At 74.3% G+C, this 13,588-nt stretch carries 13 protein-coding genes; 7 read left to right on the top strand and 6 right to left on the bottom strand.

Annotated features, from left to right (window positions below):
* Positions 1-12: 12 nt before the first annotated feature.
* The 3 genes from Q0994_RS28470 (at position 13) to Q0994_RS28460 (ending at position 2,038) form a co-directional block, all read left to right on the top strand.
* Positions 13-567, top strand: a complete 555-nt coding sequence (locus Q0994_RS28470) for an ATP-binding protein (protein WP_299540142.1) — start codon at positions 13-15, stop codon at positions 565-567.
* The gene (locus Q0994_RS28465) at positions 564-1,385 is read left to right on the top strand and encodes a GNAT family N-acetyltransferase (RefSeq protein ID WP_299540140.1); all 822 of its coding nucleotides are present in this window, start codon (positions 564-566) and stop codon (positions 1,383-1,385) included. Before Q0994_RS28470 ends, Q0994_RS28465 begins: the two co-directional genes overlap by 4 nt.
* A 68-nt stretch (positions 1,386-1,453) precedes the next feature.
* A complete protein-coding gene (locus Q0994_RS28460; protein ID WP_299540137.1) occupies positions 1,454-2,038 on the top strand; it encodes a TIGR03086 family metal-binding protein in 585 nt (194 codons plus the stop codon).
* A gap of 10 nt (positions 2,039-2,048) precedes the next feature.
* Here the strand turns inward: Q0994_RS28460 and Q0994_RS28455 are convergent, their stop codons facing one another.
* The 5 genes from Q0994_RS28455 to Q0994_RS28435 form a co-directional block, all read right to left on the bottom strand.
* A complete protein-coding gene (locus tag Q0994_RS28455; RefSeq protein WP_299540134.1) occupies positions 2,049-2,783 on the bottom strand; it encodes an SDR family oxidoreductase in 735 nt (244 codons plus the stop codon).
* A 183-nt stretch (positions 2,784-2,966) separates the two neighbouring features.
* Positions 2,967-3,437: a DUF6924 domain-containing protein gene (locus Q0994_RS28450; RefSeq protein ID WP_299540132.1), complete on the bottom strand. Its 471-nt coding sequence runs from the start codon at positions 3,435-3,437 to the stop codon at positions 2,967-2,969.
* A 96-nt stretch (positions 3,438-3,533) separates the two neighbouring features.
* Positions 3,534-6,053, bottom strand: coding sequence for a GTPase-associated protein 1-related protein (locus Q0994_RS28445; protein ID WP_299540130.1), 2,520 nt, complete (start codon positions 6,051-6,053; stop codon positions 3,534-3,536).
* Positions 6,054-6,443: 390 nt separating this feature from the next.
* Positions 6,444-6,842 carry a VOC family protein gene (locus tag Q0994_RS28440; protein WP_299540127.1) on the bottom strand — a complete coding sequence of 133 codons (399 nt, stop codon included), beginning with the start codon at positions 6,840-6,842 and terminating at the stop codon, positions 6,444-6,446.
* 215 nt (positions 6,843-7,057) lie between these two features.
* Positions 7,058-7,447, bottom strand: a complete 390-nt coding sequence (locus Q0994_RS28435; RefSeq protein ID WP_299540125.1) for a VOC family protein — start codon at positions 7,445-7,447, stop codon at positions 7,058-7,060.
* Positions 7,448-7,602: 155 nt separating this feature from the next.
* On the opposite strand from Q0994_RS28435, the gene Q0994_RS28430 reads away from it, so the two are divergent.
* The 3 genes from Q0994_RS28430 (at position 7,603) to Q0994_RS28420 (ending at position 10,846) form a co-directional block, all read left to right on the top strand.
* Entirely contained in the window at positions 7,603-8,271 is a 669-nt protein-coding gene (locus tag Q0994_RS28430) for a nucleoside/nucleotide kinase family protein (RefSeq protein WP_299540122.1), read from the top strand.
* 228 nt (positions 8,272-8,499) lie between these two features.
* The gene (locus Q0994_RS28425) at positions 8,500-9,537 is read left to right on the top strand and encodes an SGNH/GDSL hydrolase family protein (RefSeq protein WP_299540120.1); all 1,038 of its coding nucleotides are present in this window, start codon (positions 8,500-8,502) and stop codon (positions 9,535-9,537) included.
* A gap of 178 nt (positions 9,538-9,715) precedes the next feature.
* Positions 9,716-10,846, top strand: coding sequence for an aminopeptidase P family protein (locus tag Q0994_RS28420; protein ID WP_299540117.1), 1,131 nt, complete (start codon positions 9,716-9,718; stop codon positions 10,844-10,846).
* A gap of 73 nt (positions 10,847-10,919) precedes the next feature.
* On the opposite strand, the gene treZ is transcribed toward Q0994_RS28420, so the two are convergent.
* Positions 10,920-12,680 carry a malto-oligosyltrehalose trehalohydrolase gene (gene treZ / locus Q0994_RS28415; RefSeq protein WP_299540114.1) on the bottom strand — a complete coding sequence of 587 codons (1,761 nt, stop codon included), beginning with the start codon at positions 12,678-12,680 and terminating at the stop codon, positions 10,920-10,922.
* Positions 12,681-12,973: 293 nt separating this feature from the next.
* Between treZ and Q0994_RS28410 the strand changes: the two genes are divergently transcribed.
* Positions 12,974-13,540, top strand: coding sequence for a DUF1707 and FHA domain-containing protein (locus tag Q0994_RS28410; RefSeq protein WP_299540111.1), 567 nt, complete (start codon positions 12,974-12,976; stop codon positions 13,538-13,540).
* Positions 13,541-13,588: the final 48 nt, after the last annotated feature.

The following is a 13,588-nucleotide window of genomic DNA, read 5'->3' as shown; positions in this document are numbered from 1 at the left end:
CAACGTGGCCGCATGGAAACACTCTTGCCCGGCCAAGTGGCAGCGCTCGTACCTGTGTTCGTTCAGCGCTTCAGTTCGACGCCACGCGGCGCCCGGCTCGCCCGCCACCTCGCCTTGCACGAGCTGAACGACTGGGGCGTCCTCTACCGCAGTGACGCTTCGGAGTCGGCGGCCCTGATCGTCGCCGAACTGGCGGCCAACGCGGTCACCCACGGCCGGGTGCCGGGGCGGGACTTCGAGCTGCGGCTCACGTACGTACCCGGCGACGAGCGGCCGTTCGGCGTGGTGCGGATCGAGGTGACCGACACGAAGGGGGAGCGGCTGCCGCCCGGACCCGGCGATCTCGCCGCACAGCCGGTTGACGCCGAAGCGGACGGCGGTCGCGGGCTGCGGATCGTGGAGGCGCTGGCCGACCGATGGGCCGTGCTCGACCGCGCACCGCACGGCGGGCCCGGCAAGACGGTCCGGGCGGAACTCGATCTCCCGTACCGGCCCGCTCCCGGTCTCGCCCCCGCGCCCGAAAAGCGGGTGCCCGCGGGGCAGCCGGCCCGGCACGATGAGACATGACCTGGACCTTCACCGAGGACGTCACCGTCTTCCTCGACGCGGCCGGAGCGGCCCTGGCCGCCCGGCCCGCCGAGAACACACTGCTGCTGACCGTCACCGCCAAGCTCCGCGACACCGGGCCGGGCGCCTACGGCACGGAGCCGCCGTTGCTCGGCTGGTGGTGTGCGCCGGACGGCGAGGTCGCCGGGACCCTGGTGCAGACGCCGCCGTTCCCGCCGATCCTCGGCGCGTCGGCCCCCGAGGCGGCCGTCGCACTGCTCGACGCCCTCGCGCTGCCGGGCGTCAACGCCGACCGTGGGACGGCCACGGTCTTCACCGCCCGGTGGCCCCGCCATCGCGTGGAGGAAGAGCTGCGGCTCTACCGGCTCGGGACACTGGTGCCGCCCACCCCGCCGCCCGCCGGGCGGGGCAGGGTGGCCACGCTCGCCGACCGGGACCTGCTCGTCGACTGGATCCATGCGTTCGGCCAGGAGATCGGGCAGCCGGCGGGCCGGGCCAGGACCAACGTGGACGAACGCGTCTCGCGCGGCGGGCTCACGCTGTGGGAGGTCGACGGCGAGCCGGTGTCGCTCGCCGGCCTCTCGCCCCGGCTCGCGGGCATGGTCCGGGTCACCACCGTCTACACCCCGCCGGAGCACCGGGGCCGGGGGTACGCGGCGGCGGTGACGGCCAGGGTCAGCGCGGCGGCACGGGAGGAGGGGGCACGGGAGGTGCTGCTCTTCACGGACCTCGCCAACCCCACGAGCAACGGCGTCTACCGGCGCATCGGGTACGAGGCCGTCTCCGACCGGCTGGTGATCACCGCCGACTCCGGCTGACGGGCGGGCGGCGCACGTGTCGCGTTTCTTCAAGCGCTCCCGGCCCGCGCTCTCCTAGGGTCGGCGGCATGAACGACATCGATCTGCTGTCCGGAATCCTGTCCAAGACCGGCGACCTCGTCGCGGGCGTCCGCGACGACCAGCTGTCCGCTCCCACCCCGTGCCCGGAGTACGACGTGGAGACGCTGCGCAACCACATCGTGGGCTGGCTCGGCGTCTTCGAGGCCGGCTGCCACGGCCGGACGTACGAAGGCGACGCGGCCGCCCACGTCTGCGGCGACGACCCGGCCGGCGAGTTCCGCGCGACCGCCGCCGGCCTGCTGGAAGGGTGGCGCACGTACGGCACGGACCGGAAGGTCGCCGTCACCGGGGGCAGCGAACTGCCCGCCCCCATGGTGCTCGACATGACACTGATGGAATACCTCGCCCACGGCTGGGACCTGGCCGTCGCCACCGGCCAGCCGGTCCCGTTCACCGAGGAGGAGGGTGCGGCGGTGCTCGCCCGCGCCGAGGGCACCCTGCCCCCGCGGTACCGGGGGCCGGGCCAGGCGTTCGGCGACGTCGTGCCGGTCGCCGCCGACGCCCCGGCCGTGGACCGCTTCGTGGCGTTCATGGGCCGCGACCCTCGGGCGGCGGACGTCCTCGGGCGCTGACCGGCAGCGGTCAGGTGCGGGCGAGCCAGTCCGCGTAACGGGTCGGGGCGAGCCGGGCGTCCTCGTCGGTGAGGACGTCCCCCCGGACGGCGGCGAACATCCCCGCCTCGGGGTCGGCGACGACGGAACGTCCGTCCGGCCGGTGCGCCAGGGTGATCCGGCCCAGCTCATCCAGGGCGAAGACCTCCGGCCCGGCGACGTTCCGCACCCCGTTCAGCGGCGCGCCGACGGCGACCTCGGCCACCGCGTCGGCCACCTCCTCGGCGGCGATCGGCTGGATCGGCGTGGCGGGCAGCCGGACGGTGTCGCCCTCGGTGGTCCAGGAGAGCACCGCGTCGATGAACTCCATGAATTGGGTGGCCCGGACGATCGAATAGGGGATCTGACCGGCCGCCAGGATCTCCTCCTGGAGCACCTTGGCCCGGTAGTAGTCCAGCTCCGGGACCCGGTCGACGCCGACGATCGACAACACCACGAAGTGACCCGCACCGCCCTCGCGGCCGGCGACCAGCAGGTTCTCCATGGAGGTGCGGAAGAAGTCCGAGGAGGCCGCGTCGAAAGTGGGGGAGTTCGTCAGGTTGACGATGACGCCCGCCCCGGTCACCGCCTCGTCCAGCCCTCGGCCGCTGATGACGTCGATGCCGGTGGACTGCGCGTGCGGCACCGCCTCGTGCCCGGAGGCGTTCAACTTCTCGACGACCCGCGAACCGATGAGCCCGGTACCGCCGACGACCGCGATCTTCATGGGATGCCTTTCGATGCCTGTGCGGGGATTCACCCGAAATATGGCACGAATGCCCCATAGGTCTGCATTGGTGCGCAGCGTCGGCCTGTCGCACGCGCCGTGGCCGACCGGGGATCGATCCGGGCCGGGACGCCGTCGAGCCCGTGGGGGGGACGGAACGGTCGGCCGTCCGGGCGGCGGCCCCTACCTCGCCGAGGCCCGGCAGATCCCCTCGGGGTCATAGTGGGCGGCGGCCGCGAAGTCCTCGAACCCCAAGTTGGCGATGCTCAGGTTCGCGTGGATCTCGTCCGCGGCTGCGGGCGAGGCACGGAACGAGGTTCCGAACTCCGTCAGTTCCTCGTACTCCTCGTCGTCCGCGCAGTCCTCCCGCGTCACCAGCGTCAGCGCGAGCAGCGGGTGCTCTTCGGTCCGCATGCTCACCCGGTCGGCCACGAACACGACGGACAGGTCTTCCTCGGCTCGGAACGCGGCACGCACCGCATCGGTGGTCGCCCCTTCCCAGGCCGGTTCGTCCACGAGGTGTACGTGCGCCTCGAACCCGTGCTCCCCGGAGGGGCCCCGAAGGGCCGCCACCAGTGCGTGCCACGCCCGGTCGTCGCCGTAGTCCGTCCTGACGACCACGACGTCGAACTCATCGCGAGGGGCCCGGGTCAAGGTCCCGCCTCCGTCTCGTCTCGTCCGCACTCTGCGGCGCCACCATGATCATGGTCACCGGCCGCCCCACGAGTCAACAGTTCCGCGCCCCCGCGCTCAGCCCCGCCGTACCCGTCCCGCGATGCGGCGGCCGAGGCGGCCCAGTGGGCTCGGGCGGCGGTTCCAGGCGCGGAAGGACTCGGTCCGGCCGCTGCTGCCCGCCTGCTCGATCGCCGCTTCCACGGCCGCCAGCGATTCGGCCGGCAGGGCGCGTACGGCGGGGCGCAGTACGTCCTCCAGCAGGGCGGACGCGGTGCGGGTCCAGTGGTCGCCCGCGTGCGGGTGGGTGCTCCAGGTGAGGTAGCAGTCGGCGGTGAATCCGGCGTCCACCCGCAGCCGTTCGCCCACCGCCGCCTCCCGCGCCTCGCGGGCGTACGCCGCCAGGAGGCCGGGGTCGTCGGTGTGCACGAAGGCGTACATCTCCGCTTCGGGGCGGCCGGGGGTCAGCAGGCGGCGGGCGAGTGCGCCGTAGGCGTGCTCGCGTACCGCCGCCTCCAGCGGTTCGGCGCGGGACGCCAGCGAGCGGACGTACTCCGCCCAGCCGGACGCGGCGGACGGCGGCTCTCCCGTCTCGGCGGCGGGATCGCCGCCCCGATCGCCGCCCTCCGCCGACACGGACGCCGAACTCCCCATGGTTCGGGCGAAGTCGAGCAGCAGCAGCGCCGAACGTACCCGGCCGCCGATCTGCTGGGGAAAGCCCTGGAGCACCTCGTGGGCCAGCTCCGTCGCGTCCTCGTCGTCGGCGGGGGCGGCCAGGGCCGCGTCCACGAGCCGGGACCAGGTGCCCGCCGCGCGGTGGGTGTCCGACGTGGCGGCCTCCAGCACCAGCCGCGCCTCGCCCGCGGTCGGCGCACGGTCGTCCCACACCAGGCCCACCGCCGTCCGCAGCACCAAGGGCTCCGCGAAGGGCGACAGTCCCGCTGCCCGCAGCACCCGGTGCAGGGCGGCGGCCCGGTCCTCGCCGCAGCTCGCCCTGGCCTCCGCCGACGCCGCGCACATCCGCAGGTGGGGCAGTGACTGCGAACCGGTGAAGGGCAGCTCGACCTGTCTCAACAGGGCGGCCACCCGCACCGGTTCGGTGGGTGCAAGCTCGTCCAGGGCGACCAGCAGGGCGGTACGCACGTCGAACTGTTCGTACAGCAGTTCCAACAGGGCGGGGCCCCAATCCGGTTCGGCGTCGCCGCCCAGCATCGCGGGCGCCAGCCGGCGTATCGCGTCCGGCAGAAGATCGGCGCAGTCGACGTCCAAGAGCTTTGCCACACGCAGGAGTTGGATGGTCCGTGCGACCTCGGGCCGGGAAGCGGGACCGCTCAGCTCGGTGCGGATCTCCGGTCCCAGCGCTTCCGCGACGGCCCGGCCCTCCGGGCCGTCGAAGGCGTCCCGGCCGGGCAGTTCGAGGGAGTCGTTGCCGCCCCGCACGGCCTCCGTCGCCAGCATCGCGGCCAGCGGAGCGGTCACCGAGGCGGGGGCGCGGCCGTCGAGGGCGCCGAACAGCCGCCCCACGGCGTCGAATTCGTCGCGGTTGCGGTCGCCCGGCCCGGGGGCGGTGAGGGCGTCCACGAGCCGGGCGGTCTGCTTGGCGTCGAGCGCGTACGGCCGCTCGGCTGCCCAGCGGGCGGCGGCGGCGCGCTCGGCGGAACCGAGGGCGATGCCCGCGCCGAGGGCGGTCACGGCGAGAGGGCCGGCGGCGAAGGGTTCACCATGCAGTTTCCGGGCCTCGGCGAAGAGTTCGGGGGCGCGGTTGCGCCACACCAGCGCGGCGGTCTCCGCCCACGCGTCACCGGGGCCGCTCAGGGGCCGGCTGCGGGGGCCGGTGCACACATGGACGTGCAGCCCCGCCTCCGCCAGCCCCTCGGCGTCCCGGGGGAGCACCCCGAGTACCCGCTGCGGGGCGGTGCGGGGACTGCGGGTGTACGTCGTGAAGGTCAGGCGCTCCGCGTGCTCCGGCGGCAGTGCGGAGGCTGCCAGGCCCAGCCACCGGGCCACGTCCGCGCTCTGCCGTTCGACCAGCACCACCTGTTCGCCGCCGCCGGAAGAGCCGCCGGAGGGTCCGCCGGAAGACCCGGCGCAGGCCCGGCGCAGGTCGGCGAAGACGCCCGTGAGCCAGGGGCCGCGCGACACGGCGAAATCGCCCAGCGCCTCGCGCTCCAGGCCGAGGGCCGCGTGCGTGCCGCCGAGCGGGTCGGGTATCGCGCCGCCGGGCGTCACCGCGACCCAGCGCGGCGAGCGCCACGCGGTGATGGGGAGCCGGTCGCCGGGGAGCTGCCCGCCCGCGGGGACGAAGACCGCGTGGGAGTGGAAGCGGGGCGGCCCCGAACCGTCGCTGCGCACGGGCACGGTCCGGGACACCATCCGGCCGCCGTCGGCGAGCAAGGTGTAGGTGAACGCCTCGGGCAGGGAACGGAGTTCGGCGTCCGTGGGCAGGAACGGCGCGTCCTCGGGCGCCTCGTAGCCGAGCAGTGGCTCGATCTCCGCGAGGAGGGCCGAGGAGATGCCGGGCGCGACCGCGGTGAACCGGCCGCGGGTTCCGTCGTCCCCCGGTGCGGCGGAGGTGTAGTGCACCTGTGCGAGGCTCATCTGTCGGCTCTCTCGTCCTTGCCGCGACCATCCCCGAAATTCCCCACCCAGGACGCCGGCGGGGAGAGGCCCGGCAGTCGTGTGGGGGCGACGCTATCAAGGTCCGGCCCCCGCGACCCACGTACGCCCGCGAGGCCGCCCGTACCGGCCGGCGCCGGGCGTGCGGGCGGCCGACGGGTGGCCTGGAGCGGTCGGGAAGCGGGGCGGGGCGGGGCCCGCGCGGGCCGGGCGCACGGGGGTTCCGGGACGAGCGACGGCCCTCGGCCCAGGGGCGGTCGCGGCCCGCGAGGCCTGAGCGAGGGCGATTCGACGTGCCGGCCCGCATCGAGGCGCCGGGCGGGCCGCGCCACCCGGCCCCTTAGCCGGGTGGCGCGGCAACCCGGGCGGCGGCTACCGCGCCTCGGCCGGCCAACCGCCGTACGGCACGGTGATCAGTTCCATGGCGTGGCCCGCCGGGTCCATGAAGTACACGCCCCGGCCGCCGTCGTTGTGGTTGACCGTGCCGGGCTGCCTGCGGTGGGGATCGGCGTAGTGCTCGACGCCGAGCCGTTCGATCCTGGCGTACGCGGCCTCGAACTCCGTCTCGGAGACCAGGAATGCGTAGTGCTGCGGGGTGATGGTGTCCGCGGGGACGGTGGCGAAGTCCAGCGTGACGCCGTTGCTCAGGGCCACCGCGACGAACGGGCCCCACTCGGCTGTGATGTCGAGACCGAGCAGTTCCGTGAAGAACCGCGCGGACTCCCGGTTGTCCCGGGCGTGGACGATGGTGTGGTTCAACTCGACCGACAAGGAATGCCTCCTGCGGGCATGTCCTGGCGCCTCCATGCCTCACCCGGACGGTGACCGGCACGCGATGCCGCCCCCGATTCTAGTCCGGGCGGCGGTCCGGGTGGCGGTCCAGGTCACGGGACGCGGTGCGGAACTCGCCGTAGGGCGAGCCGGCTTGGGTGCGGGCAGGCCGGAGCTTCGCCCGGCCGACGCTCGACTCTTTCGCGTCGCCCCCGTCACGCGGGCTGGAGCAGGTCCCAGCGGTTGCCGTACAGGTCCTCGAAGACCGCGACCGAGCCGTACGTCTCGTGCCTCGGCTCCTCCAGGAAACGCACACCGGCGGCCGACATCCGCGCGTGGTCGGCGGCGAAGTCCTCGGTGTGCAGGAAGAACCCCACCCGGCCCGCCGTCTGCGCGCCGACGCTCGCGCGCTGGGCCTCGTCCTTCGCCCGCGCCAGCAGCAGCCCGGCGCCCTCGCCCGCACCGCGCGGCCGCACGACCACCCACCGCGAGCCGTCGCCCCGGTCGGTGTCCTCGACCAGCGCGAAGCCGAGGGCGTCGCGGTAGAAGGCAATGGCCTCGTCGTAGTCGCGGACGACCAGCGTGACCAGGGGGATGTGCGACATGACGGCTCCTCGGGGGCGGGACCTGGGCGGCGGACCTCGACGGCGGGGGAGGGCGGCGGCGCGGTGACGCCGACGCACCGGACCGGACGACGGGCCAGGGATTGGTTATACGTAACACTAACGCGCGGTCCGCCGCCGGGACCACAATGCACCGCATGGACCTGAGCGACATCTCCGGGCTGGTGGCCCGCGCCCGAAGTCTCGCCGTGCCCGGCGCGCGTGCCGTCCTCGGCATCGCCGGGCCGCCCGGAGCGGGTAAGTCCACCCTGGCGGAACGGCTCGTCGGGGAACTCGGCCCGCTCGCCGTCCTCGTCCCCATGGACGGATTCCATCTGGCCGGGGCGGAGCTGGAGCGGCTGGGCCGCGCCGACCGCAAGGGCGCTCCCGACACCTTCGACGCGGCCGGGTACGTCGCCCTACTGCACCGGCTGCGCCAGTGGCCCGCGGCCGGAACGGTCTACGCCCCGCGCTTCGACCGTGCCCTGGAGGAGCCGCTCGCCGGAGCCGTGGCCGTCGAGCCGGACGTCCCGCTGGTGATCACCGAGGGCAACTACCTGCTGCACGACGAGGGTCCGTGGCGACAGGTGCGCGGGCTGCTGGACGAGAGCTGGTACGTCGCACTCGACCCCGCGGTACGCGTCGAACGCCTCGTCGCCCGGCACGTCCGCTTCGGCCGCCCGCGCCCGGCGGCCGAGGCATGGGTGGCCCGCTCCGACGAGCCCAACGCCCGCCTGGTCGAGCGGAGTCGGGCCCGCGCCGACCTCGTGGTGCGGGAGGGGACGGCGGACGTCGACCGGATGCGGGCCAACCTGCGGCGTCCTTGACCAGGCAGCCCTTGGGCAGGGCGTCGTCGGGCGCGCGGGAAGCGTCCCGCGTGCGACCGCCGGGGTGTGCGGGGCGCCGGGCGAAAGATCTGACCATTTAGCTCGATCGGAGTGTTGTGCTCCGGTTTGTCGGGAGGGTGGTGGGAAGGCATGGATGATCTTGACGAGGTGCCTCCGTCCTGGGGCAGTTTCCGGCCCGGGGCGTCTTCCGCCGATCCTGGAGGATCCATGCGACACCCTGTCTCCCGCCTGCGCCCGCGGGCCCTGGCCGTCGGCCTCGCGCTGGCCGCCGCCGCACTCGTGCCCGCCGGTTCCGCCGGTGCGGCCGCCGATCCGTACGCGTGGGCCGCACTGGGCGACTCGTACACCGCCGGCGGCTTCGTGGGCGATCCGCTGCCCGCGCTGGGCGACGCCTCGCGCGACGGCTGCGACCGCACCACCGACGCCTACCCCGACGTCGTCGAGCGTGAGCTCGCCGAGTTCCCGCCCGGCAGGCCCGTCGACCTGACCAACGTCAGCTGCGGCAATGCCACCGTCGAGAACATCGCCACCGTCAAGCAGACGCCGATCAGCCTGGTCCAGCCCCCCGCGGACGGCTGGCCGGCGGTGGACACGCAGATCAAGAGGGCCGGCCTGAACGACGAGACCGACGTCGTCACCGTCGGCATCGGGGGCAACAGCCTTCCCTTCGGCGGCATTCTCCTCAGATGCCTCAACGACGGTGCTACCGGCAAGTCCTGCCGCGACCACTACACCAACCCGCCGGAGGGGGAGGAGAGCATCGAGGAGAAGCTCCGGCGGGTCGAGGGCGAGTACATCGAGATGCTGGCCCACGTGCACGACGCGGCACCGAACGCCCAAGTGATCACCGTCGGCTATCCGGCGGTCCTGCCCGAAGACAGCAGCGACTGCAACCGCCTCGCCCTCACCGAGGTCGGCGCGATCTCCCACGCCGACGTCGACTGGCTCCGGGACGAGGTCCTGGAGAGGCTGAACGCGTCGATCCAGCGGGTGTCCGGGTTCTTCGGCGACCGTTACGTCGACGTCTACTCCTCCAGCGTCGGCCATGACGCCTGTCAGCCCGCGCAGGAGAAGTGGGTGGAGGGTGTCTGCGGCGACGCCGCGGACTACTGGCCCGCCAAGGTCGGCGCGCTGAACTGCGCCCTCGTCAACAAGCGCGCCACCCTGGTCCACCCCAACGCCGACGGTCACGCCAACACCGCGAACCACGTCGAGCGCGCCATCCGCATCGCCCTCCTCAGCTGACCGGTCCGGCCTCCCCCGCCCCCATCAGCCTGCCCCGGGATGTCATTCCTCGGGGCGGGCCGGCGGCCGCCCCGCACCCGCTCGCGTCCCCGCCGCCCGCGCGGGAGGATGCTGGGTGCGGTGCGCGCCCGGCGGACGGGTGCGCGCCCCGTTCCGCACGCGTCGCCAGGAGGCCCGTATGTCCGACCAGCCGAACCAGCCCCAGCCCTTCACGGCCGAGGTCTACCGGGCCCGGATGGCACGGGCCGCCGACGCCGCCGGGGAGGCCGGGCTCGCGGGGCTGCTCGTCGCGCCGGGGCCGGACCTGGTCCACCTCACCGGGTACCAGCCGATCGGCACCGAGCGCCTCACCCTGCTGGTGCTCGCCCCCGGCAAGGACCCCGTGCTGGTCGTCCCGACGCTGGAGGCGCCCGACGCGGAACGTGCCGTCGGCGCGCCCGCGCTCACCCTGCGGGACTGGACCGACGCGAAGAACCCGTACGACGTGACCGTCCCGCTCCTCGACGCCGCCGGCCGCTACGGCATCAGCGACAACGCCTGGGCCATGCACCTGCTCGGCATCCAGCAGCGGCTGCCCGGCAGTGCGTACGCCTCGCTCACCGAGGTACTGCCGATGCTGCGGGCCGTGAAGGACGCGGCCGAACTGGAGCGGCTGGCGGCGGCGGGCGCGGCGGCCGACGCCACGTACGAGGAGATCCTGAAGGTCCGCTTCGAGGGCCGCAGGGAGACGGAGATCGCGGCGGACCTCACCGACCTGCTCACCCGGTACGGGCACGAGCAGGTGGACTTCACCGTCGTCGGCTCCGGCCCGAACGGCGCCAACCCGCACCACGAGGCCGGCGACCGGACCATCGGGCGCGGCGACATGGTGGTCCTCGACTTCGGCGGGCTGAAGCACGGCTACGGCTCCGACACCTCCCGGACCGTGCACGTCGGCGAGCCGACCGCCGAGGAGCAGCGCGTCCACGACATCGTCCGGGAGGCCCAGCGGGCCGGCTGCGACGCGGTGCGGCCCGGCGCGGCCTGCCAGGACGTCGACCGGGCGGCCCGCGCCGTCATCACCGAGGCCGGGTACGGCGAGCGGTTCATCCACCGCACCGGCCACGGCATCGGCGTCACGACCCATGAGCCGCCCTACATGATCGAGGGCGAGGAGCGGCCGCTGGTGCCCGGCATGTGCTTCTCCGTGGAGCCGGGCATCTACCTGCCGGGGCGGTTCGGCGTCCGGATCGAGGACATCGTGACCGTCACCGAGGACGGTGGCCGCCGGCTGAACGCCACCGCCCGCGAGCTGGCGGTGGTGGAGTAGGCCGGGGGCCTCCCGCACGGCCGCCTCACACGTCCATCCGTCCGGGCCCCCGTCCGGGCCCCCCGTGCGGGGCTCACCCGTCGAACAGCACCGCGCACGACTCGGCCGGCAGGCGCAGCAGTCCGTCGGCGTCCGGGGCGGACACCTCGCCCCAGGAGGCCAGCACCTTGCCGCCGTCGCCTCGGTGCCGGGGCGCGCCGAGCGGGACGACGGCCTCGGCGTCCGACAGGTTCACCGCGACGCGCACGTCGCCCCGGCGGTAGGCGAGCCAGCGGGCGTCCTCGTCGTGGGCGACCTTCACCGAGGCCAGGTCCGGATCGTGCAGATCGGGCAAGGTGCGCCGCAGAGCGATCAGTTCGCGGTACCAGTCGAGCAGCCGGGCGTGCGGCTCGCGGTCCGGTTCGGTCCAGTCCAGGCACGAACGGTCACGGGTGGCGGCGTCCTGCGGGTCGGGGATCTCCTCCTCGGCCCAGCCGTGCGCCCCGAACTCCCTTCGTCTGCCGTTGCGTACGGCCTCGGCCAGCTCGGGGTCGGTGTGGTCGGTGAAGAACTGCCACGGCGTGCGGGCGCCCCACTCCTCACCCATGAACAGCATCGGGGTGAACGGCCCGGTCAGCACCAGGGCCGCGGCGCACGCCTGGAGACCGGGCGACAGGGAGGCGGCCAGCCTGTCGCCGAGCGCCCGGTTGCCGATCTGGTCGTGCGTCTGCGCGTACCCGACGAACCGGTGCGCCGCGGACCGGGACACGTCGACCGGGCGGCCGTGCACGCGCCCCCGGAAGCTGGAGTACGTGCCGTCGTGGAAGAACGCGCGGGTCACCGTCTTGGACAGGGCGGCCAGCGGGGCGGCGGCGAAGTCGGCGTAGTAGCCCTGGGACTCGCCGGTGAGCGCGGTGTGCAGCGCGTGGTGGAAGTCGTCGTTCCATTGGGCGTGGAGCCCGAGGCCGCCCTGCGCGCGCGGGGTCGTCGTGCGCGGGTCGCAGAGGTCCGACTCGGCGACGAGCGCCAGCGGCCGGCCCAGCTCCGCGGCCAGCGCGTCGGTGGCCGCTGCCAGCTCCTCCAGGTAGGTCAGCGCGCGGGTGTCGGCGAGCGCGTGCACCGCGTCCAGCCGCAGCCCGTCGAGGCGGAAGTCGCGCATCCAGGCGAGCGCGCTGCCGAGGAGGTAGGCCCGGACCTCGTCGGACCCCGGGGCGTCCAGATTGACCGCCGAGCCCCACGGGGTGTGATGGGTGTCGGTGAAGTACGGGCCGAAGGCGGGCAGGTGGTTGCCGGACGGGCCGAGGTGGTTGTGCACCACGTCGAGCAGCACACCGAGCCCGAGGCCGTGCGCGGTGTCCACGAACCGCTTGAACCCCTCCGGCCCGCCGTACGGCTCGTGCACCGCCCACAGCGAGACGCCCTCGTACCCCCATCCGTGGGTGCCCGGGAACGGGCAGACCGGCATCAGCGACACATGGGTGACGCCCAGCTCCGCCAGATGGCCCAGCCGGTCCGCGGCCGCGTCGAAGGTGCCCGCGCCGGTGTACGTCCCGACGTGCAGCTCGTACAGCACCGCGCCCGGCAGCCCGCGCCCCGGCCACGGATGCGCCCAGGCGTACGCGTCCTGGTCCACCACCGCGCTCTCCCCGTCCGGGCCGCCCGGCTGCCGCCGCGAACGGGGGTCGGGCAGCACCGGCCCGCCGTCCAGCGAGTAGCCGTACCGGTCGCCGTCGGCGGCCTCCGCCTGCGCCGTCCACCAGCCCGCACGCGCCGGGTCGCGCTCCATCGGCACGCCCGCACCGGACAGCCGGAGCTCCACCGCCGCCGCGTCCGGGGCCCACACCTCGAACTGCATCCGCCACTCCTCGTCCGTCGTCCGCATGAAAGGGCCGGGTGGTCCCATGATCGGCCGGGCGCGCCGCCGCGGCCTCCCCGTGCCGGAGCCCGCCCGTTCCCCGGCGAAGGCCGTTCGGACCTGATCATTTCCCGGCCGCGTCCCGCTCATACGTGACACGGCCCGCGACCGGGACCGGACTCCCCGGGAGCCGTACGCACCCGAGCGCGGAAGCCGGTGTTCCGCGGGGACCGGCCGTTCCGGGCGCCGCCCGTTCTGGACAGTGCGGGGGCCTCGGCCCGACAATCGGCACTGTGACGTCCTCCTTCGAGCCCAGCACGACTCCCGCGCGGGTGTCCGACGCCCAGCGGGACCGTGTGCTCGACGTGCTCCGGGAGGGCGCGGCGCAGGGGCGGCTCTCCCACGACACGTTCGTGCGCCGCATGGAACTCGCCTTCGCCGCGCACCGGTCCGACCAACTCGCCGCGCTCACCGCGGACCTGACGTCGCGCGAGCCGTGGTCGCGCCGGCTGTACCGGGCAGTCGGAGAGGTCTCCGGGTTTCCCTCCCGGATCCGGATGGCCTGGCAGACCGAACGGCTGCCGAGGCTGCTGCTGCCGCCCGCCGGACCGGCGCCGCTGCTGATCGGCCGCGATCCCGGCAACGGCCTGCGGCTCAACCACGAGACGGTCTCCCGGCGGCACGCCGAACTGACCGCGCACGGCGGCTGGTGGATGATCCGCGACCTCGGCTCCACCAACGGCACCTGTGTGAACCGCCAGCGGGTGACCGGCGCGGTTCCGGTCCGCGACGGCGACCAGGTCAGCTTCGGCCGGATGAGCTTCCGCCTCACCGCCCCGGTCCCGCCGCAGCGGGGCTGACGCCCGCCCCGGCGACCGGCCGGGCGGGCCGACGCCCGCCCGGCTGCG

This window comes from uncultured Streptomyces sp., assembly GCF_947488945.1.
Lineage (GTDB): Bacteria > Actinomycetota > Actinomycetes > Streptomycetales > Streptomycetaceae > Streptomyces.
This window is presented reverse-complemented; position numbering and strand designations above follow the sequence as displayed.

Coding starts and splice junctions, on each gene's coding strand:
- Q0994_RS28445 (WP_299540130.1), bottom strand. CDS start 6,053: ATGAGCCTCGCACAGGTGCACTACACCTCCGCCGCACCGGGGGACGAC.
- Q0994_RS28430 (WP_299540122.1), top strand. CDS start 7,603: ATGGACCTGAGCGACATCTCCGGGCTGGTGGCCCGCGCCCGAAGTCTC.
- Q0994_RS28420 (WP_299540117.1), top strand. CDS start 9,716: ATGTCCGACCAGCCGAACCAGCCCCAGCCCTTCACGGCCGAGGTCTAC.
- treZ (WP_299540114.1), bottom strand. CDS start 12,680: ATGCAGTTCGAGGTGTGGGCCCCGGACGCGGCGGCGGTGGAGCTCCGG.
- Q0994_RS28470 (WP_299540142.1), top strand. CDS start 13: ATGGAAACACTCTTGCCCGGCCAAGTGGCAGCGCTCGTACCTGTGTTC.
- Q0994_RS28465 (WP_299540140.1), top strand. CDS start 564: ATGACCTGGACCTTCACCGAGGACGTCACCGTCTTCCTCGACGCGGCC.
- Q0994_RS28460 (WP_299540137.1), top strand. CDS start 1,454: ATGAACGACATCGATCTGCTGTCCGGAATCCTGTCCAAGACCGGCGAC.
- Q0994_RS28425 (WP_299540120.1), top strand. CDS start 8,500: ATGCGACACCCTGTCTCCCGCCTGCGCCCGCGGGCCCTGGCCGTCGGC.
- Q0994_RS28455 (WP_299540134.1), bottom strand. CDS start 2,783: ATGAAGATCGCGGTCGTCGGCGGTACCGGGCTCATCGGTTCGCGGGTC.
- Q0994_RS28435 (WP_299540125.1), bottom strand. CDS start 7,447: ATGTCGCACATCCCCCTGGTCACGCTGGTCGTCCGCGACTACGACGAG.